18 protein-coding genes are annotated in these 23,665 nt (G+C 41.4%); 11 read left to right on the top strand and 7 right to left on the bottom strand.

Annotated features, from left to right (window positions below; all coding sequences use genetic code 11):
- Positions 1–18: 18 nt before the first annotated feature.
- Together LH29_RS08230 and kduI are read right to left on the bottom strand one after the other, a co-directional pair.
- On the bottom strand, positions 19–816 hold the full coding sequence (locus tag LH29_RS08230) for a gluconate 5-dehydrogenase (protein WP_045027602.1): 798 nt from the start codon (positions 814–816) through the stop codon (positions 19–21).
- 36 nt (positions 817–852) lie between these two features.
- Complete coding sequence (kduI, locus tag LH29_RS08225; RefSeq protein ID WP_045027600.1) at positions 853–1,695, bottom strand: 5-dehydro-4-deoxy-D-glucuronate isomerase; 843 nt, start codon at positions 1,693–1,695, stop codon at positions 853–855.
- Between the two features lie 121 nt (positions 1,696–1,816).
- Here kduI and LH29_RS08220 point away from each other — a divergent pair, with 121 nt between their 5' ends.
- From LH29_RS08220 to LH29_RS08185, 8 genes are all read left to right on the top strand, one after another.
- Complete coding sequence (locus tag LH29_RS08220) at positions 1,817–2,842, top strand: LacI family DNA-binding transcriptional regulator (RefSeq protein ID WP_045027597.1); 1,026 nt, start codon at positions 1,817–1,819, stop codon at positions 2,840–2,842.
- A 209-nt stretch (positions 2,843–3,051) separates the two neighbouring features.
- Positions 3,052–4,239, top strand: a complete 1,188-nt coding sequence (locus LH29_RS23725) for a T9SS type A sorting domain-containing protein (RefSeq protein WP_157493618.1) — start codon at positions 3,052–3,054, stop codon at positions 4,237–4,239.
- Between the two features lie 226 nt (positions 4,240–4,465).
- Complete coding sequence (locus LH29_RS08210; protein ID WP_198152377.1) at positions 4,466–6,814, top strand: TonB-dependent receptor; 2,349 nt, start codon at positions 4,466–4,468, stop codon at positions 6,812–6,814.
- A gap of 5 nt (positions 6,815–6,819) precedes the next feature.
- Positions 6,820–7,737: a DUF4249 domain-containing protein gene (locus tag LH29_RS08205; RefSeq protein ID WP_045027596.1), complete on the top strand. Its 918-nt coding sequence runs from the start codon at positions 6,820–6,822 to the stop codon at positions 7,735–7,737.
- A 135-nt stretch (positions 7,738–7,872) separates the two neighbouring features.
- Positions 7,873–8,862 (top strand): CdaR family protein, encoded by a 990-nt coding sequence (locus tag LH29_RS08200; RefSeq protein ID WP_045027595.1) that lies wholly within the window; start codon positions 7,873–7,875, stop codon positions 8,860–8,862.
- Positions 8,863–8,864: 2 nt separating this feature from the next.
- Positions 8,865–9,464: a dephospho-CoA kinase gene (coaE, locus tag LH29_RS08195; protein ID WP_045027594.1), complete on the top strand. Its 600-nt coding sequence runs from the start codon at positions 8,865–8,867 to the stop codon at positions 9,462–9,464.
- Positions 9,448–10,182 (top strand): TerB family tellurite resistance protein, encoded by a 735-nt coding sequence (locus LH29_RS08190; protein WP_045027591.1) that lies wholly within the window; start codon positions 9,448–9,450, stop codon positions 10,180–10,182. Before coaE ends, LH29_RS08190 begins: the two co-directional genes overlap by 17 nt.
- A gap of 103 nt (positions 10,183–10,285) precedes the next feature.
- The gene (locus tag LH29_RS08185; protein ID WP_045027589.1) at positions 10,286–10,924 is read left to right on the top strand and encodes an MOSC domain-containing protein; all 639 of its coding nucleotides are present in this window, start codon (positions 10,286–10,288) and stop codon (positions 10,922–10,924) included.
- A gap of 347 nt (positions 10,925–11,271) precedes the next feature.
- On the opposite strand, the gene argS is transcribed toward LH29_RS08185, so the two are convergent.
- The gene (gene argS, locus LH29_RS08180; protein ID WP_045027586.1) at positions 11,272–13,062 is read right to left on the bottom strand and encodes an arginine--tRNA ligase; all 1,791 of its coding nucleotides are present in this window, start codon (positions 13,060–13,062) and stop codon (positions 11,272–11,274) included.
- 103 nt (positions 13,063–13,165) lie between these two features.
- Positions 13,166–14,467 carry an OmpA family protein gene (locus LH29_RS08175; protein WP_052670689.1) on the bottom strand — a complete coding sequence of 434 codons (1,302 nt, stop codon included), beginning with the start codon at positions 14,465–14,467 and terminating at the stop codon, positions 13,166–13,168.
- Between the two features lie 162 nt (positions 14,468–14,629).
- Between LH29_RS08175 and LH29_RS08170 the strand changes: the two genes are divergently transcribed.
- Positions 14,630–15,169: a 3'-5' exonuclease gene (locus tag LH29_RS08170; protein ID WP_045027584.1), complete on the top strand. Its 540-nt coding sequence runs from the start codon at positions 14,630–14,632 to the stop codon at positions 15,167–15,169.
- On the opposite strand, the gene LH29_RS08165 is transcribed toward LH29_RS08170, so the two are convergent.
- Both LH29_RS08165 and LH29_RS08160 read right to left on the bottom strand, forming a co-directional pair.
- Entirely contained in the window at positions 15,166–15,588 is a 423-nt protein-coding gene (locus LH29_RS08165) for a DUF5606 family protein (protein WP_045027581.1), read from the bottom strand. The two genes, LH29_RS08170 and LH29_RS08165, sit on opposite strands and share 4 nt — an antisense overlap.
- A 147-nt stretch (positions 15,589–15,735) precedes the next feature.
- The gene (locus tag LH29_RS08160; protein WP_045027579.1) at positions 15,736–17,832 is read right to left on the bottom strand and encodes a TonB-dependent receptor plug domain-containing protein; all 2,097 of its coding nucleotides are present in this window, start codon (positions 17,830–17,832) and stop codon (positions 15,736–15,738) included.
- A 311-nt stretch (positions 17,833–18,143) separates the two neighbouring features.
- Between LH29_RS08160 and LH29_RS08155 the strand changes: the two genes are divergently transcribed.
- Together LH29_RS08155 and LH29_RS08150 are read left to right on the top strand one after the other, a co-directional pair.
- Positions 18,144–18,653: an RNA polymerase sigma factor gene (locus tag LH29_RS08155; RefSeq protein WP_038554909.1), complete on the top strand. Its 510-nt coding sequence runs from the start codon at positions 18,144–18,146 to the stop codon at positions 18,651–18,653.
- A gap of 245 nt (positions 18,654–18,898) precedes the next feature.
- Complete coding sequence (locus tag LH29_RS08150; protein ID WP_045027574.1) at positions 18,899–19,447, top strand: DJ-1 family glyoxalase III; 549 nt, start codon at positions 18,899–18,901, stop codon at positions 19,445–19,447.
- A gap of 186 nt (positions 19,448–19,633) precedes the next feature.
- Here the strand turns inward: LH29_RS08150 and purL are convergent, their stop codons facing one another.
- Positions 19,634–23,323 carry a phosphoribosylformylglycinamidine synthase gene (gene purL / locus LH29_RS08145; protein ID WP_045027572.1) on the bottom strand — a complete coding sequence of 1,230 codons (3,690 nt, stop codon included), beginning with the start codon at positions 23,321–23,323 and terminating at the stop codon, positions 19,634–19,636.
- Between the last annotated feature and the right edge of the window lie 342 nt (positions 23,324–23,665).

Below are 23,665 nucleotides of genomic sequence, written 5' to 3'. Positions count from 1 at the left end.
CATTCTTCTTGTTTATTATTATATATCGTTTTCGCCTTTTACGTAGCCAAAATTGGCCAAAATACCACCGTCAACATAAAGCACCTGACCGTTTACAAAATCAGCCGCTTTTGAGGCTAAAAACAACGCAGCATTTCCAATATCTTCAGGTTCTCCCCAGCGGTTAGCCGGTGTACGCATCATCACCAAATCGTTAAACGGATGGCCTCCTTCGCGAATTGGCGCTGTTTGAGCCGTTGCAATATACCCCGGACCGATTCCGTTAATCTGTACATTGTATTTTGCCCACTCGCAGCACATATTTGCGGTTAGCAGTTTTAAGCCTCCTTTTGCCGATGCATAAGCCGACACTGAGTTACGTCCGTAAACGCTCATCATCGAGCACATGTTGATGATTTTTCCCGCACGTTTTTCGATCATTTTTGGCGCAACTCGTTTGGCAAGAATCAAAGGAGCAACAAGGTCAATATCAATAACCTGTTTATAATCAGCAACCGGCATATCCAGAATTGGAATACGTTTGATGATTCCGGCATTGTTGATCAAAATATCCACATCGCCTACCTCTTCTTCAATTTGAGAAATTCCTTTATCAACAGCTTCTTCGTTGGTAACATCAAATTTTAAAGTGTATACATCAACACCCGCTTTGGCATATTCTGCCTTACATTCTTCCAGTTTTTCATCAGAAATATCGTTAACACAGATTTTTGCACCGGCCTGACCCAACGTTTTTCCAATTGCCATTCCAATACCGTGAGTTCCACCGGTTATTAGTGCTACTTTTCCGTTTAGGCTGAATAATTCTTGTATCATTTCAATTAATATTTTTTTATGATTGCTTGTTGTGTCTTATCTCAATTCTTGTGGTTGAATAACATCCATATCGGTGTAATCGAGATTTTCGCCCGCCATTCCCCATATAAAAACGTAGTTTGAAGTTCCGGCAGCTGAGTGAATCGACCACTCAGGAGAAATAACAGCTTGTTCGTTTTTCATCCAGATATGACGTGTTTCCTGTGGCTCACCCATAAAATGGCATATTGCCTGATTTTCGGGTACTTCAAAATAAAAATATACCTCATTACGACGGGAGTGCTGATGTGCCGGCATGGTGTTCCAAACACTACCCGGTTTTAATTCAGTCATTCCCATTTGCAGCTGACAGGTATCAACAACCGTATTAATCATCAGCTGGTTAATATTTCTTTCGTTCGATGTTTCCAGGCTTCCCAGGTGCAGCACATTGGCATCGGCCAACGTTACCTGCTTGGTTGGATATTCTTTGTGTGCCGGTGCCGAGTTAAAATAAAAGTGAGCAGGTTTAGCTGTATCGTCTGATTTAAAGATGACTTCCTTACTGCCACGTCCAATATATAAGGCGTCTTTGTAATTCATTTTATACGCTATACCGTCAACTACTACGGTTCCGGTGCCACCAACATTCATTACTCCCACTTCGCGACGTTCGCAAAAATAGGCAGCTTTCAAGGGGTCGATGGTTTCTAAAGGAAGTTCGTCTTTTACAGGAACAGCACCACCAACAATGTAACGCTCAATCGATGAATACACCATACGAACATTACCTTCTTCCATCAGGTTTTCCACCAAAAATTCTTTTCTTATTTTTTCTGTATCGTATTTCTTAAAATCCTCAGGATGATAAGCATACCTTCTTTCATAAATTGTTGCCATTGTATTTATTTTTTAATTCTTAAACCATTTAGTTGTGCAAATGTAAGAAGAAAGAAACAGAAATGCAATCGATTGCATTGATTAAAAAATATTCTTAACTTTGCCGTAAATAAGACAACAAATGGCGCAAAAACCGGAAATTACAATTCACGATATAGCCAAAAAGCTGAATATTTCGGCTTCCACAGTTTCGCGTGCTTTAAAAGACAATCCTTTGATTAGTGAAGCAACACGACAGAAGATTAAAAAAGCGGCAATAGAAATGGGTTATCGGCCTAATGTAATGGCGGCTAATTTGCGTACCCGGCGCACCAATACCATCGGAGTTATTGTTCCGCTGATCAACCGTCATTTCTTTTCATCGGTAATTTCCGGAATTGAAGATGTGGCCTACAAACAAGGATTTGCTGTTACCATTTCACAGTCAAACGATAATCTGGAGAAAGAAAGTACCATTGCCCACACTCTTTTTGCAAACCGTGTTGATGGTTTGATTTTATCGATAGGTATGGAAACTCAGTCGTACGATCACCTGAAACTTTTTTCGGAAAGAAATATTCCGCTGGTATTTTTCGATCGGATTGTGGACGAAATTCCGGCGCATAAAATTGTTGTCGATGATTTTGGCGGTGCCTACCGGGCCACGCAGCACCTTATAGAGCAGGGACGAAAAAAAGTTGCACATATTGGAGGGCCACTGAACCTGCAAATCTACGCAAAACGCGAAGCCGGTTACCGGAAGGCAATTAGTGATGCCGGATTGCAAATTAACGAAAATCAGATTTTGCATAACAGCCTTACCCGCGAAGACGGACTAAATGCCATTAAAAAGATTCTGAAAACAAAAGAACGACCCGACGCCATTTTTTGTGCCAACGACACCACCGCTTTGAGTGCTATCATTCATTTAAACGAAAAAGGCATTAAGGTGCCTGAAGATATTGCGATTGTAGGTTTTAGTAACGAGCCGTTTAGCGAATTGGTAACACCTTCAATATCTACAATAAAACAGCCCGGTTTTGAAATGGGTCAAAAGGCAGCCGAGCTGCTCATTAAACAAATTGGCAGCAAAACAAAACCCAAAAACTACGAAACGATAATGATGGAAACAGAACTGATTGTGCGAAATTCATCACAACAAAAATAAAACAATCACATCCTGCATTTCTCAATTCCTTAGCCAACACTAAGCAAAACAGATGTTTTACGCGCAAATACCTTACACACAACACAATAAAACTTAGTCCCACTAAGTAAAACGCCTTTTAAAAACAATCTTTTCACCCCACCATTTCAGCAAATATTATTCGCTAAAGCCCTCATTATCTGCGTAAATTTGAATAATACAAACCCGTTTTGAAAATACGAGCCAAGATATGGAACGCAGGCGTGCTTCTGGTTTTCTTTATTTGTAGTTTATATACAACACAAGGAGCATCGAATCTTACCAACAATGATGACGGTTTGAACGTTCCTCCCATAGCTGAAAACGATACTTTTCTTTTAACCGCCCAATACAATCTTATATTTTACGGAGATGTACTTGGGAACGATTATGATCCCAACGGAGACAGGATCGAAATTTTATTTGCAGCTTCTCCAAAAGAGGGTAAGCTGTCAATGGAAAAAAACGGGCATTTCAAGTTGGAGGTACCGGATAAATGTGAAGGAACAATTAGTTTCGACTATTACATTAAAGAAATTACCGAAAATGAATACAGTGCTCAAGCCCGAGTATTTATTCAAATCATAGAAAACGCCGATCTGGATGACATACCGAATTACGCTGACCTGGATAACGATAACGATGGCCTACCCGATTATTTGGATGGAATAGGATTGGATACCGACAATGATGGTGTTCCGAACAATTTTGATATCGACAGCGATAACGATGGCATTACCGATAATATTGAATGGCAACAAGAGCGCAATTACATTCAGCCCTCAAATATTGATGCCAACCAAAACGGATGGGATGATGCATACGAACCAGAAATGGGCGGCACATGCTATAATCCGGTAGACACCGACCGCGATGGAATACCCGATATGCTTGATACTGATTCGGATGATGATGGAAGTTCTGATTTGTTTGAATCATACGACTTGGGAGACCTAAGCAAGGCCGGAATTCAACTCCTTCTTTCGGATCAGGATAACGATGGACTTGACGATCTTTTTGACATTGTAGTGAAAGGTTCGAGCTGGCAAAACTCAACGGCCAGTAGCACTACTCCCGGCGATTCAAATCAAAACGGCATTCGCGACTGGCGCGATAACACCAGCCATCTTTCTTCACAATCGGCCTATATTTTTCCAAGTCCCGCTTCTGAATCGTTCCAGTTTTTCAATCCCGAACAACAATTTGATCAGCAGTTAACCATTCAAATTTATAATACAATAGGTCAGCTGAAAAAGGTTTATAAAACCACCTACAGCAACGATCGTATTCCGGTTCTGGACCTGACGAACGGAATGTATATTGTAACCGTTAGCGCAGGCTCATATCAGCATTCTCAAAAGATTTCTATTCAGCACTGATTTCAAAAAAAATTCCTAAAACTGTAACCCTCATCATTTTTTGTTGTCACTAACTACAGAACCGACAAAAATATGGATTCGTATCATTTGTCGACTAAAATCGGTAATTGGTCGGATTTTTAAAAACACATTTATATGATGTATTACTTTTGTTGGAGCTAGAAAACAATGTGGATGTTCAGCCAAACATCCAAAACAAAAAACAATTAGAAACAAAAGCCAAAAAATGATGAAAACAATGATGTTACTCCTTCTCCTTTCTATTGGAGTTGTAGTACAAGCACAGAACATTACCTTAAGTGGGTACCTCAGAGACGCTTCCAACGGAGAAGCGCTAATTGGTGCTACGGTTTATGTTGAAGAACTGAAACAGGGCACCGCATCAAATGCCTACGGATTTTACTCGCTCACCATTCCCGAAGGAAGCTACACGCTTCAGGTTTCGTTTATCGGTTACAAAACCGTAAAACAGAAAATTGATGCCCGGGAAAGTACTAACATTTCGCTTTCGTTACAGGAAAATACCGAAGTAATGGAAGAGATTATTGTAAGCGGCGAAGCTGCCAATGCCAATGTGGAACGTATTGAAATGGGAATGGAAAAACTTCCGGTAAAAACCATTCAAAAGCTTCCGGCATTTATGGGCGAAGTGGATATTATCCGCACCATTCAGCTGTTGCCCGGAATTCAGAGCGGCGGCGAAGCCAGCTCGGGTTTATACGTTCGAGGTGGTGGCCCCGATGAAAACCTGATGATTCTGGACGAAGCACCGGTATACAACGCCTCGCACCTTATGGGTTTCTTTTCGGTGTTTAACTCAAATGCCATTAAAGATATTCAGGTGTACAAAAGTGGAATTCCGGCCGAGTATGGCGGAAAAGCTTCTTCGGTAATCGATATCCGACAAAAAGACGGTAATTCCAAACAGTTTGGATTCGATGGTGGAATTGGAAACCTGTCGAGCCGCTTAACTCTGGAAGGACCGATTATAAAAGACAAATGGAGTTTTCTGCTGGCCGGACGCCGCACCTATTACGACATTCTGGGAAAAGCAGCCGGTTTGGATGAGCTGGAAGACAACACCATGTATTTCTACGATTTGAACGGAAAATCAAATCTTGTTATCAATAACAACAACCGCATTTACCTTTCCGGTTATATGGGCGAAGATGTTTTTGAGCTGGGCGAATCGATGTACATGCGTTGGGGAAATGCCACAGCCACCGCCCGCTGGAACCATATTTTCGGAGATAAGATTTTTATGAATATTTCGGCCATTTTTTCCAACTACGACTACAAACTTGGAGTTCCGGGAGATAATGCCGATAACTTCGATTGGTCGTCAAGGATAAAAGACTACAACGGAAAAGCGGATTTTACCTGGTTTGCAAATCCACAAAACACCGTTAAGTTTGGAGTGAACACCATCAGACATGAATTCCGCCCGGGCAAGATTACTACCAACGGCGATAACTCCATGTTTTCGGACATGGAACTGGCACACTACAATGCCATTGAAAGTGCGTTGTATCTTTCGAACGAACAGAAATTATCCGATCGTTTTTCAATGCAATACGGCGTGCGTTTAAGTCATTTTCAGCAGGTTGGTAAAGGAGAAGTTAATATTTACGCAGATCCTGAAAATCCTGATAAGAATGAAATTATTGAAACCATTAGCTACGGAAAGAACGATAAAATCGGCGATGCCTTTGTTCATCTGGAGCCACGTTTTAGCATGAAATACACCCTCGACCGGAATAGTTCGGTAAAAGGATCGTATAACAGAATGGTGCAAAACCTGCACCTAATTTCGAATACACAATCACCTACACCACTTGATATTTGGTTGCCATCGAGCACTTACATCAAACCGCTGAAAGTTGATCAGGTATCGCTCGGCTATTTCCGAAACTTCCAGCAAAACATGTATGAAACATCTGTTGAGGTTTATTACAAAGACATGCATAATGTTCTGGATTACATTGAAGGAGCGGAACTGTTTTTGAACGATGCTATTGAAACCGAATTGCTGCACGGCTCAGGTACCTCGAAAGGACTGGAAGCACTGGTAAAAAAATCGAAAGGGAAACTTACCGGTTGGGTGGGTTACACCTGGTCGAAAACCGAGCGCGAAATTCCGGGTATTAACAACGGAAATCCGTATCCATCGTCGTACGATCGCACACACGATCTTTCGCTGGTATCGAGTTACCAACTGAACGACCGCTGGAACTTTGCAGCCAATTTTGTTTATGCAACCGGAAATCCAACATCGTACCCGGTGGCTAAATACTATGTTCAGGGCAACCAGGTTTACGAATATTCGGCCCGCAACAGCAACCGGATTCCGGATTACAACCGCCTGGATCTTTCGTTTACCTACGACTTTAAAAAGAATGCGAACCGCCGTTTTAAACAATCGATAAACGTGTCGGTGTATAATGTTTACGGACGACGAAATGCTTATTCGATTACTCCGGAGGCAAACGAAGACAATCCGAATCAAACAGAATTTATCCGTTTGTCGATTATCGGAGCTCCTATCCCATCCATCACTTATAATTTCAAATTCTAGAAGTCATGAAAACAGCACAAATAATAAAAGGAATTATCATTCTTCTGTTTGCCATCGTTGCATTCACCGCATGCGAAGATGTGGTTGAGGTGGAACTGAACGACGAAGATATTGACCTGATAGCCGTTGAAGCGTATATTAGCACCAAAGCAGAAAACAATGTTTACGTAAAACTTGAACGTACGCTTGCGGTAAATCAAACAGCACAAAATCCGGTAATCAGTAATGCCGTTGTTCAAATAAGCGACAATGCCGATTCGCCAAATACCGTAACACTCGAAGAGCAAGGAACCACAGGAATTTATATGCTGCCCGCCGGCACTAATTATCCGGGCGTTACAGGCAGGACTTATACCTTAACAATAACCACTCCGGACGGAACCGTAATTACCGGCGAAGAATATTTACAGGAAGTTGAAACGCTTGATACGGTAAAAGTAAATTTAAGCGACCGTGGCAATTACGAATACCTGGGAATTTATATCAACTCGCAGGAAACACCCGGTTTGGGACATTATTACAAATGGGATATTTACCTAAACGGCGAATTACTTAATGACGGTGAAGACCTGGCTTTTGCCAGCGATGAACTGGTAGATGGAAATTACATTTACGACATGCTGGTCCTCCTCGACTGGGAAGACGAAGAAGAAGACAAAATACTCCATTTGGGAGATACAGTAGTTGTGGAGCAACTCTCCATTTCGGAGGCTGCTTACGAATTTTACTGGGGACTGAGCGACCAGGCCTGGGCCGGAGGTCCGTTTAGTGTACCGCCTGCAAATGTGCCCAGCAACCTGACATCGAGCGATGGAAAACGAATTCTGGGACTGTTTTCGGCACGCGATATATCGGTAGGCAATACGGTGATAATCGACGACTCAAATTTTACACCTTTGGTATCGAGCGTTCCCGAAATTTAACATCGATTCATACAATTAAAGTTTGAAATAAACATTTCACAGGAAAAAACGAAGCTTGCACCATGAAATTAGCAAGCTTCGTTTTTCATATCGGTATTAATTGCTACTTTTCGTTAATTTTGCTGTTTTACTGGAATGAACAAGAACATTGAGAAAATAACGGGCTATTTAAAAATTGAGCAACTTAAAAACGATAAACGAGTGATTGTTTATCTAATTTGTTTGCTTATTGCTACAGTTTTGTGGTTTTTGAATGCTTTGGAGAAAGATTACTCTACAACTATTGCTTACCCAGTTCGGTATGTAAGTCCACCCAACCACCAGTTTTTAGCCAACAAACCACCTGAAAAACTCGATTTAAAAGTTGATGCGCACGGCTTTACTCTTTTGCGTCATAAACTCAATTTTTCGTATTCGCCAATTATTTTAAACCTGACGAATATTACCCAAAACCTGGAATCGGCGAATGGTACTTACCTGGTACCGACAAATACTTTAAACCGACGCATTTCGAGCCAGATAAGCAGCGAAATAAGCCTTCAACAGGTTAATCCTGACATCATCCGGATTGTACTCGACAGTTTAAAAACAAAATCGGTTCCCGTTAAAGCCGATGTTACAATCGACTTTAAACCTCAGTTTAATTTAAAAAATCAGGTACAGGTAAAACCCACTGAAGTTAATATTACCGGTCCGGCGTCGGTAGTCGATACGGTTCGTTTTCTTTCAACAACAAAAAAATCGTTTGAAGAAGTGGATAAAACGATTACCCGAAACGCTAAACTCATTCATCCTGAAACCATCACAGTTGTTCCGGCAGAAGTGTTGTTACAAATTGAGGTGGAAAAATATACCGAGAAACAGGTTCGCCTTCCCATACAGGTTATCAATAAACCGGCCGATGTGAGAATTAAACTTTTCCCCTCGGAACTTACGCTTAACTGCCTTGTCGGTTTGAGCGAATTCGACAATATTTCGGAGACCGATTTTCGGGCAGTGGTCGATTATGCATCGATTAGTAACAGCGAAAGCCGCCTGAGGGTGAAAATAACCGATAAACCATCGTTTGTTGAGATCTCTCGCTTTAACCCCGAATCGGTAGAATACCTTATTGAAACGTATTAAAAATGGCTTTAAAGATTGGTATTACAGGTGGAATTGGAAGTGGAAAATCGGTAATTTGTCAGGTTTTCAAGCTTCTGGGAACTCCTGTTTTTGAAGCTGATATTTGGGCAAAGAAACTGGTAAATACGCACTCTGAAATAAAAACCGGACTTATTGACTGGTATGGCCCCGACATTTATTCACCAAACGGCACAATTGACCGGAAAAAGCTGGCTGGCATCATTTTTACAGATAGCACACAGTTGCAGAAAGTAAACGGGTTGATTCATCCCGTGGTGCGACAGGAATTTATGATTTGGGCGGATAAACAAAGCAGTCCGTATGTCGTTCACGAAGCGGCCATTCTTTTTGAAAGCGGTTTCTATAAAATGATGGATTATACGATTCTGGTAACTGCACCCGAAAATATGCGGATCGACCGCGTTACGAAGCGCGACGGTTCAACAATCGAAGCTGTTAAAGAACGGATGGACAAACAATGGAACGATGAGCAAAAAAGTAAACTCGCTTCAAAAGAAATTAAAAACGATAACAAAACATTATTGATTCCTCAGATCATTGAAATCGATAAACAACTAAAAAAATATGGCAAAATTTGGTAAATGGATAGGAGCCGGACTAGGTGCTTTTGCCGGTGGTCCTATCGGCGCAATTATAGGTTTTACAATAGGTTCGATGTTCGACGGCGGACAGGAAGCCGTTAAACGCGGAACACGAACAGGCTACTCGGGCAGAACAACCACCGGCGGATATGTAATGAGCCTTTTGGTTTTGGTGGCTGCCGTAATGAAAGCCGATGGAAAAGTGCTGAAATCGGAACTAGACTATGTAAAGAAATTTATGGTGCACAACTTTGGCGAAGATTCGGCACAGGAGGCGATAAGAATGCTGCGCGACCTGCTGCAACAAACCATTCCGGTTAATGAGGTTTGCCAACAGATAAAAGCAAACATGAACTATTCGGCACGCCTGCAGCTGGTGCATTTTTTGTTTGGCATCGCCCAGGCCGATGGGCAGGTTGATGTGGAAGAGCAAAAGCTGATTACACACATATGCAACCAGATGGGCATTGGTAATAACGATTTTGAATCGATTCAGGCTATGTTTGTGCCCAACACCGATGCCGATTACAAAATACTTGAAATAGAGCGCTCGGCCAGCAACGACGATGTGAAAAAGGCCTACCGCCGTATGGCAATGAAATACCATCCTGATAAAGTAAGCACACTGGGCGATGAAGTTCAGAATGCTGCAAAAGAGAAATTCCAGAAAGTAAATCAGGCCTACGAGAACATTAAAAAGGAACGGAAGATAGCGTAATCAGTTTACAGTCGCAGTATACAGTCTCAGTTAGCAGTTGCCGACTACTTTCTTATCCTGAAGCTTGGCTGCCCTTTATCACCTCGTTCGAAATAACAACACAATGAAAATCATCTCAACAAACATTGCTGAAGCCCGGATAATTAACTGGAAGGGAAAAGAAGTCCCCACCGGTTTATTCAAATTTGGTGTCGACAAAGGAATCTTTCTGGGTAAAGAGGATGTAAAACACGACAATGTGATGGACCGCAGATACCATGGTGGCATTGATAAAGCCTGTTACCTTTATTCGGCAGATCATTACCAATACTGGCAGAATCTTTATCCTGATTTGGAAATGCCCTGGGGAATGTTTGGCGAAAACCTGAGCGTGGAAGGCCTGCACGAAAAAGAAATAAATATTGGCGACACCTATAAAATTGGAGAAGCTGTAGTACAGGTTACTCAACCTCGCCAGCCCTGTTTTAAGTTGCAGTTCCGATTTAACGATAACAATATTGTGCGCCAGTTTGTCGACTCCGGTTTTTCGGGTGTTTATGTCAGAATTTTGGAAAAAGGCCACGTAAATCCCGGCGACAGCATGATGCTGATCGATAAAAAACAATCGTTGTCAATCCACGAAGTTTACACCCTGCTTTACGCCGATGAATTCGATGAAAAAGTAAAAGAAGCAATAAACGATCCCTTAATTGCCGAAAGTTGCAAAAGTGATTTAATAAAACGCTGGGGCGATTATTTGTAAGCCGTTAGACACCAAAACCTTCCAAATAGAACGGTTTTAAATAGCAACTAATTCATAGATTTAAAGGTTACCTTTCCCCTTTTTTCAGAATATATAAGTGGACAAGGAAGGAAGTGCAAACCTCTTTCAACCATTAAATCAGAAGTGCAACATAAAGTTGCAAAAGACATTAAGGAGGCTTTGAAGATGGCCTCCTTTCTTTTTAAAAAAATTTTTCGACCTAAAATCTCATTACGATTAAGCTATAAAAAAACAACCCGTTTCAAATCGAGTCTTGAAACGGGTTGTCAATCTATAAAAATAGTAAAACTATCAGTGTTGCCTATTTATGACCAAGGTCAATGGATCTACATTCTTTCGGGCATTTCAACACCAAGTAAACCCATACCGGTTTGCACCAACTTCCCCACTGCTGATGCCAGCACCAGACGGAAGTTTTTCACGCTTTCGTTGGCTTCTCCAAGTATTGTATGATCGTGATAAAACTGATTAAATTCTTTAACCAACTCGTAACAGTAGTTGGCAATAATCGCCGGACTATAATTGTCGCCAGCTTCCTCAACTGCTGCAGGAAATAACGAAATACGTTTCACCAAATCCTTTTCTTTTGATGACAGCGACTCAACCGCCACGTTTTCATCGATAGTAATATTTTGGTCGGCAGCCTTACGTAGCACCGATTTAATACGAGCATAAGTATACTGAATAAATGGCCCGGTATTTCCGTTAAAATCAATCGATTCTTCGGGGTTAAACATCATATTCTTTCGCGGGTCTACTTTCAGTATAAAGTACTTCAGCGCACCAAGTGCAATCATTTTAAAGGTATTCTCGGCATCGTCACCTGTTAACGAATCAAGCTTTCCTAACTCAGCTGACATTTCGCGGGCCACTTCAACCATGTTATCCACCAAATCATCGGCATCAACAACAGTTCCTTCGCGCGATTTCATTTTTCCCGATGGCAATTCAACCATACCGTACGAGAAGTGGTATAAATCTTTTCCCCAGCTAAATCCAAGTTTATCCAGCAAAATAGCCAACACCTGGAAATGGTAATTTTGCTCATTACCCACTACGTAAACCATTTTATCGATCGAATAATCGTTAAAACGCATTTTCGCCGTACCAATGTCCTGAGTCATATAAACCGAAGTGCCATCGCTACGAAGAAGTATTTTCTGATCCAGTCCGTCACCGGTAAGATCGGCCCAAACCGAATTATCTTCGCGTCTTTCAAAGGTTCCTTCTTCAAGGCCTCTCAGCACTTCTTCTTTACCTATAAGGTAAGTGTCCGATTCGTAATAAATTTTATCGAAACCAACTCCCAGCGTTTTATAAGTTACATCAAAACCTGCGTACACCCAGTTGTTCATCATTTTCCAAAGCTCAACTGTTTCCTCATCTTTTGCTTCCCACTTTCTCAACAATTCGCGGGCGGCAATAATTGATGGCGCCTGGTTTTCGGCTTCTTCTTTTGAAACACCTTTTTCAACCAGTTCAGCTATTTCGGCTTTATAATGTTTGTCAAATTCAACGTAGTACTTTCCAACCAGGTGGTCGCCTTTCATTCCTGTGCTTTCCGGTGTTTCTCCGTTGCCCCACTGTTTCCAGGCATACATCGATTTACAGATGTGGATACCACGGTCGTTTACAATGTTGGTCATTACCACTTTTTTACCGTTGGCCTTCAAAATCTCAGAAATTGAAAATCCCAACAGGTTGTTTCTGATGTGACCAAGGTGAAGTGGTTTATTGGTGTTTGGCGACGAGTATTCAACCATTACCAACTCACTGTCGTCGGTTACGGGTTTTAATCCATATTCAGAACTGGTAAAGCTGTTTTTAAGAACGTCGAGCCAATAGCTCTGGCTGATCTCCAAATTCAAAAAGCCTTTAATAACATTGTAGTTTTCAACAGTTTCAATATTTTCAACCAAATATTTTCCAAGATCTTCGGCAGTTTGCTCCGGCCCTTTTTTTGAGTATCGTAAAAAAGGAAATACCACAACGGTAATATCACCCTCAAACTCTTTTCGGGTATTCTGAACCTGTACCTGATTTTCCGGTAAATCTGCACCGTACAAAGACTTCATCGCTTCTACGGTTCCTTTCTGAATCAAACTTTCGATACTCATAACTAAGCTTATTTTTTAGAGACCGCAAATATAACACATTACGGCCATAAACGAGAAAAGCCCTGCCAAATGACAGAGCTTTTCGAAAATATTTAATTAAAGCTTATTTGCGAATTTTTGCTACTTCAAATTCTGCTCTACGGTTTTTACGTTTGTTATCTAATGTTGTATTAGGAACAGCCGGTTTAGTTTCACCATAGTTATTAGAACCTACATAAGCGTTGTTCACACCTTTTTGCAATAAGTACTTAACAACAGCCTGAGCACGTCTTTCTGACAGTCCCATGTTGTATGATTCAGTACCAATATTATCAGTGTGACCACCAATTACGATATCGTATTCTTTAGCAGCATTCAACTGATCAGCTAATTTATCCAATTCAGCTTTTGCTTCTGGTCTCAGAGTCGACTTGTCGAAATCGAAGTAGATAGTTGGAATTGAAATTTCACTCCAGTCTGGGCAACCATTGTTGCTTGCAGGACCTACTTCAGAAGGACAATCATCTTCACAGTCAATTACACCGTCGCCGTCTGAATCAAGCGGACAACCGTCAGCGTCAACAGGACATCCTTTTGGTGTATCAGGACACTTGTCTTTTGGATCTGGAACACCGTCTTCGTCAGTATCAGGACAGCCATTGAATTTAGCCAATCCAGGAGTATCAGGACAGTCGTCGTCTTTATCAGCAACTCCGTCACCGTCTTTGTCAGGACAGCCGTTTAAAGATGCCGGGCCAGCTTCAGTAGGACAGTCATCTTTGTAATCTGGAACGCCGTCACCATCAGTATCGATAGGACAACCTTTTTCATCAACTTGTACTCCCGGAGGTGTGCCAGGACATTCGTCTTTACGATCACTTACTCCGTCACCGTCTTCATCTTTAGCTTTACCCATTGCGAATTCAAGTACACTGGTAACCTGAAAATGTTCGTCAGTCCATCCGTAAGCATTGTTTGGATCATCTGAATGGTATCCTTTAATACTATTCACATAAGAACCTGATACGAAAAGTGAAGTTTTTTCACCAACAGGGAATTTCAATCCTGCACCATAGTCGAAAGTAAAATCACTTTCATCGTTATCCCACATATAACCAGGACCACCAAAAAGGTATGGCTGAATTGCCATATCGTCATTGTAAAGTTTCAAACGCAGGTTCAACAATGATGCAACTACATCAGTTCCGGCATCATTGAACGACCATCTGTTGTCAAGCATTAAATCGAACCTTGGAGACAGGTAACGACTAACATAAAAATCAGCTAAAATCCCGGTAGCTTCGGTTTCAATGTTGTATTCAAACCCGGGGCCAACTCCAATGGCCCATTTGTTGTCTGCATTTTGTGCGATGGTGTAACCAAGGGACAAAACCAATGCAAATAAGAAAAGAGTAATTTTTTTCATAGTTTTGAAATTATTTTTTTTGTTGTTTGTTGAATTCTACGGGCAATTTAGAAATTAATTCGCAGGTATCAAAAAAAGTTAGCAGTCTTAATTTCATGCTTAAGAATATTTTTTTCACAAATTTAAATATTTAAGTTCAATTAATTCAAAATATTAAACATTTTGTTCTCAATAATCGATATCGAAACGACCGGCCAAAGTTATAAAAACGGCAAAATTACCGAAATTGCTATTTATCAACACAACGGACAAGAGGTTACCGACTCTTTTTCGACCCTTATTAACCCGGAAATGGACATCCCGTTTTTTATTACGGAGTTAACCGGAATAAATAATGAAATGGTAAGAACTGCTCCAAAATTTTACCAGGTGGCAAAAAAAATTATTGAGATGACAATGGGCAGAACTTTTGTTGCCCACAATGCCAGTTTCGATTATAAGTTTATAAAAGAAGAATATACACGTCTGGGATACAATTATCACCGTAAGACAATGTGTACGGTAAAACTATCACGAAAACTGCTCCCCGGACATCCGTCCTATTCACTGGGGAAGCTTTGTGCCGATTTAGGTATTGAAATTAATGGCAGGCACCGCGCTGCCGGCGATGCACTGGCCACTGCAAAACTTTTTGATATTCTTCTGGATCGAAACGACTCGCTGGGCAACCCCAAAGCCGTTAACAATTATAAATTGTTTTAATCCGCTTTTTCTTCTGTTGTTTCGTCCTCTTCTGGTTCTGAAAAGTCAAGCATATCTTTTTCCTGCAAAGCATTGTACCACTGAAGTACTTTTTTAATGTCGGAAACGTATACCCGATCCTGATCGTAATCAGGCAGTACTTTCTCGAAATAAGTCTTCAACTCATTTCCCGACGATTTATGCGAAATGGCTGCTCCACCGTCCTCGGCATCAGAAATGGCTTTAAAAACATCCTTTAACGGCACATCACTTTCGTGAGTGTAAATGGCTATATCTTCCAATGCCGATACCTTTGCGGTTGAATAAACCGGCATACGCTTTTGCGTGTCTAACGATTCAACAATAATGCTGTTTTTACTTTCGGCAACCATTTTGAACAGTCCCGAGTGTCCTGAAATTGCTAATATACCTTTTAACATGACTATCTAATTTTCGGCGAAGATACAATTTTTGTAGATTTCAAAAAGTAAGTACATGAAGTAAAAAGCCAGAAGCTTGCCTGTTTTGGCGAACTCCCGGCTCAAAATATTAATTTTTAAGATCTTAAATCAAGCGTTAAAAACAATTTAATTAAATCCTATTTTGTATATCACCCCGGTTTTAAACCAACGTCCGGGCTGTATTACGTTACCAATATCGTTGTATTGTTTATCGAAAATGTTGTTTACCGAAGCAAAAACTGAGAACTGCTTTCTCCGGTAGCTTAACTTGCCGTCGAAAACCCAGAACGGATCGTACGCCGCTTCCCCAACCGGCATTTTATTTTCGAACCGGGTGTAGCTGCCTTCCCTGTCCTGGAAAACAAAATGCAAATCGAGCTGCAGCCCTTTCATCAGTTGCTCACTAAGCGAACCAACCAGTTTATGTTTCAGGTTATCCAAAGCATAATTCGATACCAAATCGGCATTTCCTTTTTCTACATTATTATATAGGTAACTGATTTGAATATTTGGATAGTGGTTTCCATACTCATTTCGTAACAGCAACTGCGCCTGAACCTCCGTACCCAGGTTATTTATCTCGGTCAGGTTTTGCGGTTGCCAGATTTCGGCAGTCGGGTCTTCTTTTACCCAATCAATAATATCTTTTCCATGGCGGTAAAAAATAACAGCGTGCCCGCGCAACAGTTTCGATCGTAGTTTTAAACCACCTTCCAAGGTGGCCGACTTTTCAGGTTTTAAATCGGGGTTACCAATGTTCGACGGGCCATCGTAATACAAATCGGTAAAAGTTGGCATGCGCAAACTCGTGTTGTAACTCGAGTACAGTTTTACCGCATCCGATACATTATAACTTACATCAATTCCCGGAAATACATTTAATCCCAAATCACTTCCCGAAATGTAGTTTGCCATCAGTCCGGCTGTAAACGTCCACTTATTTATATAGTATGCGTGTTCCAAAAATCCGGAAACCGTATTGCGGTCATCCGATTTGGTAAACTGTGCATCTTCACCGGGCACGTCTTTCGGTTCGTCCATATCCAAACCAAGCGTATTACTATATATCTGTTCTCGGCGAAATTCAACACCAAACGCTGTTTTCCCGGCAGCCCATTTTACCCACGAGTTAAGGTTGGCACCATAAACATTCGTAAGGTGATAATTATGTCCGCTGTACCAGCCCGGCAGTGTGTCGTTTTGCCAAACCTTGTAACCATCATCAGTCAAACCATATTTATCCGTTCGGTACAATTCAAACCGATCGTGATGCCGCCTGTAATAAACCACCGGCGTAAGGTGAAGCGGCCCCTTTCCTTCCCATTTCAGTGAGGTGAACAATGTTTTTGTGGCTTCGTACTGGTTTGGATACTTTGGCGTGTAAAAGCTGTTTGCCCCAAACCCTTTTTCCGATAGGCCCAACTGAAACTTCAACACCCCTTTTTCGGTATTCAACTGATTGGAATAAAACCCGTTCAGCTCATCAAAATCGGTATTATTGGTGTAACCATCCGATCGTTTTCCGTTGAAAGCCAGCATATGCAGCATTTTGCCGGTTGAAAGCGAGCCTGAAAGATTTCCATCAAAATAACCGAAGCTACCACCCGAAACGGCAGCAGAAATTTCGGAATCAACCGACTGATGTGTTACAATATTAATAGCCCCCGAAAAAGCGTTGGGTCCGTAAACACGTGCAGCCGGTCCCTCGAGAATCTCTATTCGCTCGATTTGGGCTAAACTAACTGGCAGATTTAAATTGTGATGGCCGGTTTGCGGGTCGGTGATGTTGATGCCGTTAAGCAGGATTAACGTCTGGTCGAAAGTACCACCGCGAACACTAACGTCCGCCTGTACTCCTTCAGTTCCCCGTTGCCGTACGTCGATAGCTGCAACATACTCTAACAAGTCCTGAACACTCTGAGCCGGCGCCGCCTCAATTTCTTTTCTCTCAATCACGGAAATTATCCGTGCAACCTGCGAATATAATGCAGGTGTTCGTTGTGCACTAACCTCGATCTCATCAAGGTCGTATTCCATTTTAACTTCAGAAGTGTCCTGAACAGTAGCCATTGTAATTACCGGTGTTGACAGAAAATACACCACCGATAATACTGAAATGACAACTTGTTTCCTGACAGTTAGAAACGAAGAATAGTTCTTCCTCCCCCACTTTCTGAAAGTTAAAACAGATTGTGCATCATGATTAGACTTTAAATTTTTCATTATTATTCAAATTGAACTTTAACAGACAGGATACATTAAACGCTTGATTTTTATTATCGACTTATCCTGTCTCAAATTCGAATGACAAATATACGCTTTACAATTATATATCGACAAGCTCTATCACGAGTGGTTCCTATGGAAACACAGACTTAACAATGCTTTTCGTAACCTTTACCGAATCAACGCGTTACCACAATAGAGAATCTTTATCCTGCATAGATAGAATCAACTGATTTAGGTCATCATTTATTTGCAAAAAGGGACTCGTTTGACTTAAATTTGTTTAGACAAATTAAAAATAAGACGCCATGACTCAGATTCAATTTAATAACGCTTTACTCGGATTGAGTGACAAATTGCATTACTATGCACTAAGTTTAACTGCTGACTCGGAAAGAGCTGACGATCTGTTACAAGAGACTTTCCTTAAGGCATTAACTTATCGCGACAAGTTTACACAGAACACGAATTTCAAGGCATGGATTTACACCATTATGAAGAACACCTTCATCAATGACTACCGTAGAAACGTTAAAACAAAGAACACCTTTGATGGTTCAAACAACGATTTCCATCTGATGTTCTCGAAAGACAAAGTTTATCCTGCGCCGGATTCGTTCTACAGTTCAAAAGAAATTAATAAGAGCATTAATGCTTTAGAAGATGAATATCGCGTTCCTTTCCGCATGTTTTTAGAAGGATATAAATACAAAGAAATTGCAGAACAACTTGATTTACCTTTAGGTACTGTTAAAAGCCGCATTTTCTTTACCCGTAAGAAACTGGAAAAAGCTTTGAACGAATATTCAGAAAATTAATAATAGAGATAACGTGTATTGGTTTTTAAAAGGTCTTCAATTTTGAAGGCCTTTTTTTATGGACAAAAAGGATGTCATCTTTTACAAAAGATGACATCCTTTTTGCTTACACAAACCCTAAATCTTTTTTATTTTTATAAAATAATTTATACCTTATTTTCTCCCCTAATTTTAGGGGAGATGTCAGCGTAAGGCTTAAAGGCGGGTTGACAGAGGGGTTATGTTTCGAATCTCAAATTAATACCATGAAAAAAATTGCAGTTCATTTAGCCGACGGATTTGAAGAAATTGAAGCCATAAGTATTATTGATGTACTTCGCAGGGCCGGTTTTGACGTTACAGTTGTATCGATGAATAAATCAATGGAGGTAAACGGGGCACACGAAATTACCGTAAAAGCCGATGCGCTGTTTGAAGATTTGGATTACGACAATATCAATATGATAGTGCTTCCGGGAGGAATGCCGGGGGCGGCAAATTTAAAAGCGCACAGCGGCCTGCGTGAGCAAATCCTAAATTTTAATGATATGAAAAAACCGCTGGCTGCGATTTGTGCTGCTCCAATGGTATTCGGGAACCTGGGTTTGCTGAAAGAAAAAAAGGCAACTTGTTACCCGGGATTTGAAGAAGAACTACACGGGGCAATTATTACAGGAGAAGCGGTGGAAGAAGCCGAAAACATAATTACCGGAAAAGGTGCTGGTGTAGCTATCAAATTTGCCTTGAAGATTGTAGAGAAGTTCAAAGGAAAGGACGTTGCCGACGAACTGGCAACTAAAATGATTGCCGATTAACAACCTTCTATATTCATTGATGGGCATCTGAAATGCAATCCGGGATATATTTCGTAATCAACTTTGAAAAAAATAAAAGCCGCCTCGTTAAACGATAGCGGCTTTCTTATATCCTTTTTCGGAATTTTTATTCGTCACTTAAAAAGTCATAGCATCACTTGTAGTGATACTATGACTCGCGATGTTTTATTTCGTTTTCTCTTCAATCCAGTTTTTGGCATTTACAAAAGCCTGAATCCATGGAGCTACCTCGTCGGCTTTACGGTCGGCAGGGTAATTCGCCCAAAGGTGCGGTTTGAAAGCACGCTCCAGGTGAGGCATCATTACCAAATGACGGCCATCATCAGAACACAATGAAGCTGCATTAAAGTGCGATCCGTTTGGATTACCCGGATAACCTTCGTTACTGTATTTCATCGGAATATTGTACTGATCTTCGTTAAACGGCAGGTAGAATTTACCTTCGCCGTGTGCAACCCAGATTCCCAGTTTCATGCCGGCCATATTTTCAAGCATCACCGATTTGTTGTCCTGAATATCAACATTCAGGAACGACGACTCAAATTTACCCGATTCGTTGTGTAACATTTTTGGCTGAATGCTGTGCTCCGGATAAACAACGCCTAACTCCACCATTACCTGGCAACCGTTACAAACACCTAAACTCAGCGTGTCTTCACGTTGGTAGAATTTCTCCAGTGCAACACGTGCTTTTTCGTTGAATTTGAATGCTCCGGCCCAGCCTTTTGCCGACCCCAGTACATCGGAGTTAGAGAAACCACCTACGAAAACGATCATGTTCACGTCTTCAAGCGTTTCGCGGCCTGCAATCAGATCGGTCATGTGAACATCTTTCACATCCATTCCGGCAAGGTACATGGCGTAAGCCATCTCGCGGTCGCCGTTTACACCTTTCTCGCGAATAATTGCAGCTTTAACACCCGAAGCAGTACGACGTTTCAGGTCGATGCCCAAATCGGCAGCTTTACCAGTGAAATCTTTAAAGTCGAATTTTAAAGCCTGATCTTTATAATTTTTAAAACGTTCCAGCGCCTTTTCTTCTCCACTTTGTTTGCGGTCTAACAAATACGATGTTTTAAACCACATTTCGCGTAAGGAGTTGATATCAAAGTCGGCTTCAATAGTGCGGTTCATCACTCTTACTTTACGGTAAGGAACAGGGAAACCTAACGACATGAACTCAACTCCTGCTGCTTTCAGTTGATTTTTCACCTCATCGTTATCAGCACACTGAATAACAATTCCGGGGTTCTCCGCCAACAATATTTTGGCCAGATCTTCTTCCTCAAAAGCAGTAACATCTACCTTCATTCCGCCTTTTACGTTGGCGAAACACATTTCAAGCAAAGTAGTGATCAAACCACCCGAAGCCACATCGTGCCCGGCAAGAATCAGGTCCTGTTCGATAAGATCCTGAACTTTATTAAATGCCGTTACAAATTTTGTAGGATCGGCAACTGTTGGAGCAACTTTTCCGAGTTTATTGATCGACTGTGCAAAAGCACTTCCGCCCAGCGCACGTTCCATAAACGACAGATCGATGTAAAGAATTTCTTTGCTTTCGTCGTTTACCAATACCGGCTCAACAACTTTTTTCACATCGGTAACTTCGCCCGACGATGAAATGATAACCGTACCCGGTGCCAAAACAACATCGTCTTTGTATTTCTGTGTCATCGACATTGAGTCCTTTCCTGTCGGAATGTTGATTCCCAATGCACAGGCAAAGTCGCTTGCTGCTTTAACGGCGTTGTAAATACGGGCATTTTCTCCCGGATTTTTAGCCGGCCACATCCAGTTGGCACTCAACGATACACTTTTGATTTTATCAGGCATTGGCGCCCAGATAATGTTTGTCAGCGACTCGGCAATTGCAAGCACTGAACCTCTTTCAGCATCAACAAGTGCGGCTACCGGTGCATTACCGATTGCTGTTGCCAATCCGGCTTTTCCCTGGTAGTCGAGTGTAATTACTCCGCAGTTATTCAGGGGCAATTGCAATTCGCCGGCGCATTGCTGTTTGGCAATTCGTCCGGTTACCGAGCGGTCAACCTTGTTGGTCAGCCAATCTTTACTTGCCACCGACTCCAATTGAATGGTTTGTTCAACCAGGTCGTATATTTCTTCCCAGTTGTATTCTAATTCGTCAAACTCAGGAACGATGGTTTCATCCTCCATAATTGTTTTCGGAGGATTTCCGAACATGTATCCCAACTGCCAGTCGATTGATTTTTCGCCGGTTTTTGAGTTTTCGAAGGTAAACTGCATATCGCCGGTTGTTTCACCAATTTCGTAAATCGGTGCACGTTCGCGCTCCGCAATTTTACGAAGCAGTTCAACATGTTCCGGTTTCATAACCAGTCCCATTCGCTCCTGCGACTCGTTACCAATAATTTCTTTTTGCGAAAGTGTTGGGTCTCCAACCGGTAATTTCGATGTATCGATTTTTCCTCCGGTTGTTTCAACCAACTCTGACAAACAGTTAAGGTGTCCACCTGCACCGTGGTCGTGAATTGAAATGATCGGGTTATCATCGGCTTCACTCAATGCACGAATGGCATTGTAAGCTCTTTTCTGCATTTCGGGGTTGGCACGCTGCACGGCATTCAATTCGATGGCATTTTCAAACTCACCGGTTGCTACCGACGAAACAGCTCCACCGCCCATTCCAATGCGGTAGTTATCGCCACCAAGCAATACCACTTTATCGCCTTTTACCGGTTCGTCTTTCAGACTATCCTTTTTATTTCCAAAACCAATACCACCTGCAAGCATGATTACTTTATCGTAACCATATTTCACAAAGTCCTCGAAATGCTCGAAAGTAAGCAGTGATCCTGTAATAAGCGGCTGACCGAATTTGTTACCAAAATCGCTGGCACCGTTTGATGCTTTAATCAGAATTTCTTCAGGAGTTTGGTACAGCCACTCGCGTTCTTCGGTTGCCTGTTCCCACGAACGTTGTGCTTCGGTACGTGGATACGATGTCATATAAACCGCCGTTCCGGCAATTGGCAAAGCGCCTTTTCCGCCGGCAATACGGTCGCGAATCTCTCCACCTGTTCCTGTTGCTGCACCGTTAAAGGGCTCAACTGTTGTGGGGAAGTTATGTGTTTCGGCCTTTAATGAAAGAACCGTTTCAATATCTTTTACTTCAAAAAAGTCTGGTTTATCTTGTGTTTTCGGAGCAAACTGCTCAACAACCGGTCCTTGAACAAACGAACAGTTGTCTTTGTATGCCGAAACGATTTTATTTGGATTTTCCTTCGATGTCTTTTTAATCATCTGGAATAACGACGATTCCATTTCTTTTCCATCAATAATGAAGGTTCCGTTAAATATTTTGTGACGGCAGTGTTCCGAGTTTACCTGGGCAAAACCATAAACTTCGCCATCAGTAAGCGGGCGTCCCATTTCTTTCGACACCGAATTCAGGTATTGAATCTCGTCGTCGCTCAAAGCCAATCCTTCCTGTTCGTTGTACGCTGCAATATCTTCAATATTCAAAATCGGATCGGGTTCTTTGTCGATTGCAAAAACCTGCTGATCAAGCCCTTTGTAGATAGCCTGAAGCATCGGGTCGAACTTTGCTTTTTCGTTTTCTACCTCGAAAAATTCCTCCATACGGCGGATTCCTTCAATGCCCATATTCTGGGTAATTTCTACGGCGTTGGTACTCCACGGAGTAAGCATTTCCTTACGCGGGCCTACAAACCAACCATCGATTTGCTGAGGTTTTAAACTTTCGGCTCCGGAAAATAACCATACCAGTTTTTCGGTATTTTCATCGCCTAAGGGCTGTGCAGAATAAACTGCGATAATACTGTTACTTTGAGTTTTAAAGAATTGAATCATGTTGCAGCGAACTATTAATTTAAGAACATGTTGTAAAACACGCTGCAAAGATAAAAAATATTAATTGGCAAGTCGGCTAAGTTATAACAATAAGACAACAGTTTTTTAACACCAAAAACGTTAAATAGGATTAACCTGAAAAATTTTTCAATTTTTCACACTCAGTGTTGACGAATGAAAATTAACAGACCATATGTATTGAACAATACTAATTGAATGATTTTCATTGTCAAGGTTAACCCTGACAAATAATTGTTTCCCAATTATTTCGTCTGCCCTACGGGTGATTAATTCATTTTTATGAATTAATCAGGTTAAAAGCCGGCGGATTTCATTTTTTCT

It is taken from the genome of Draconibacterium sediminis (assembly GCF_000949475.1).
GTDB lineage: Bacteria > Bacteroidota > Bacteroidia > Bacteroidales > Prolixibacteraceae > Draconibacterium > Draconibacterium sediminis.
The sequence above is the reverse complement of the archived record's forward strand: the minus strand, read 5'-3'. Positions and strand labels throughout refer to the sequence as shown.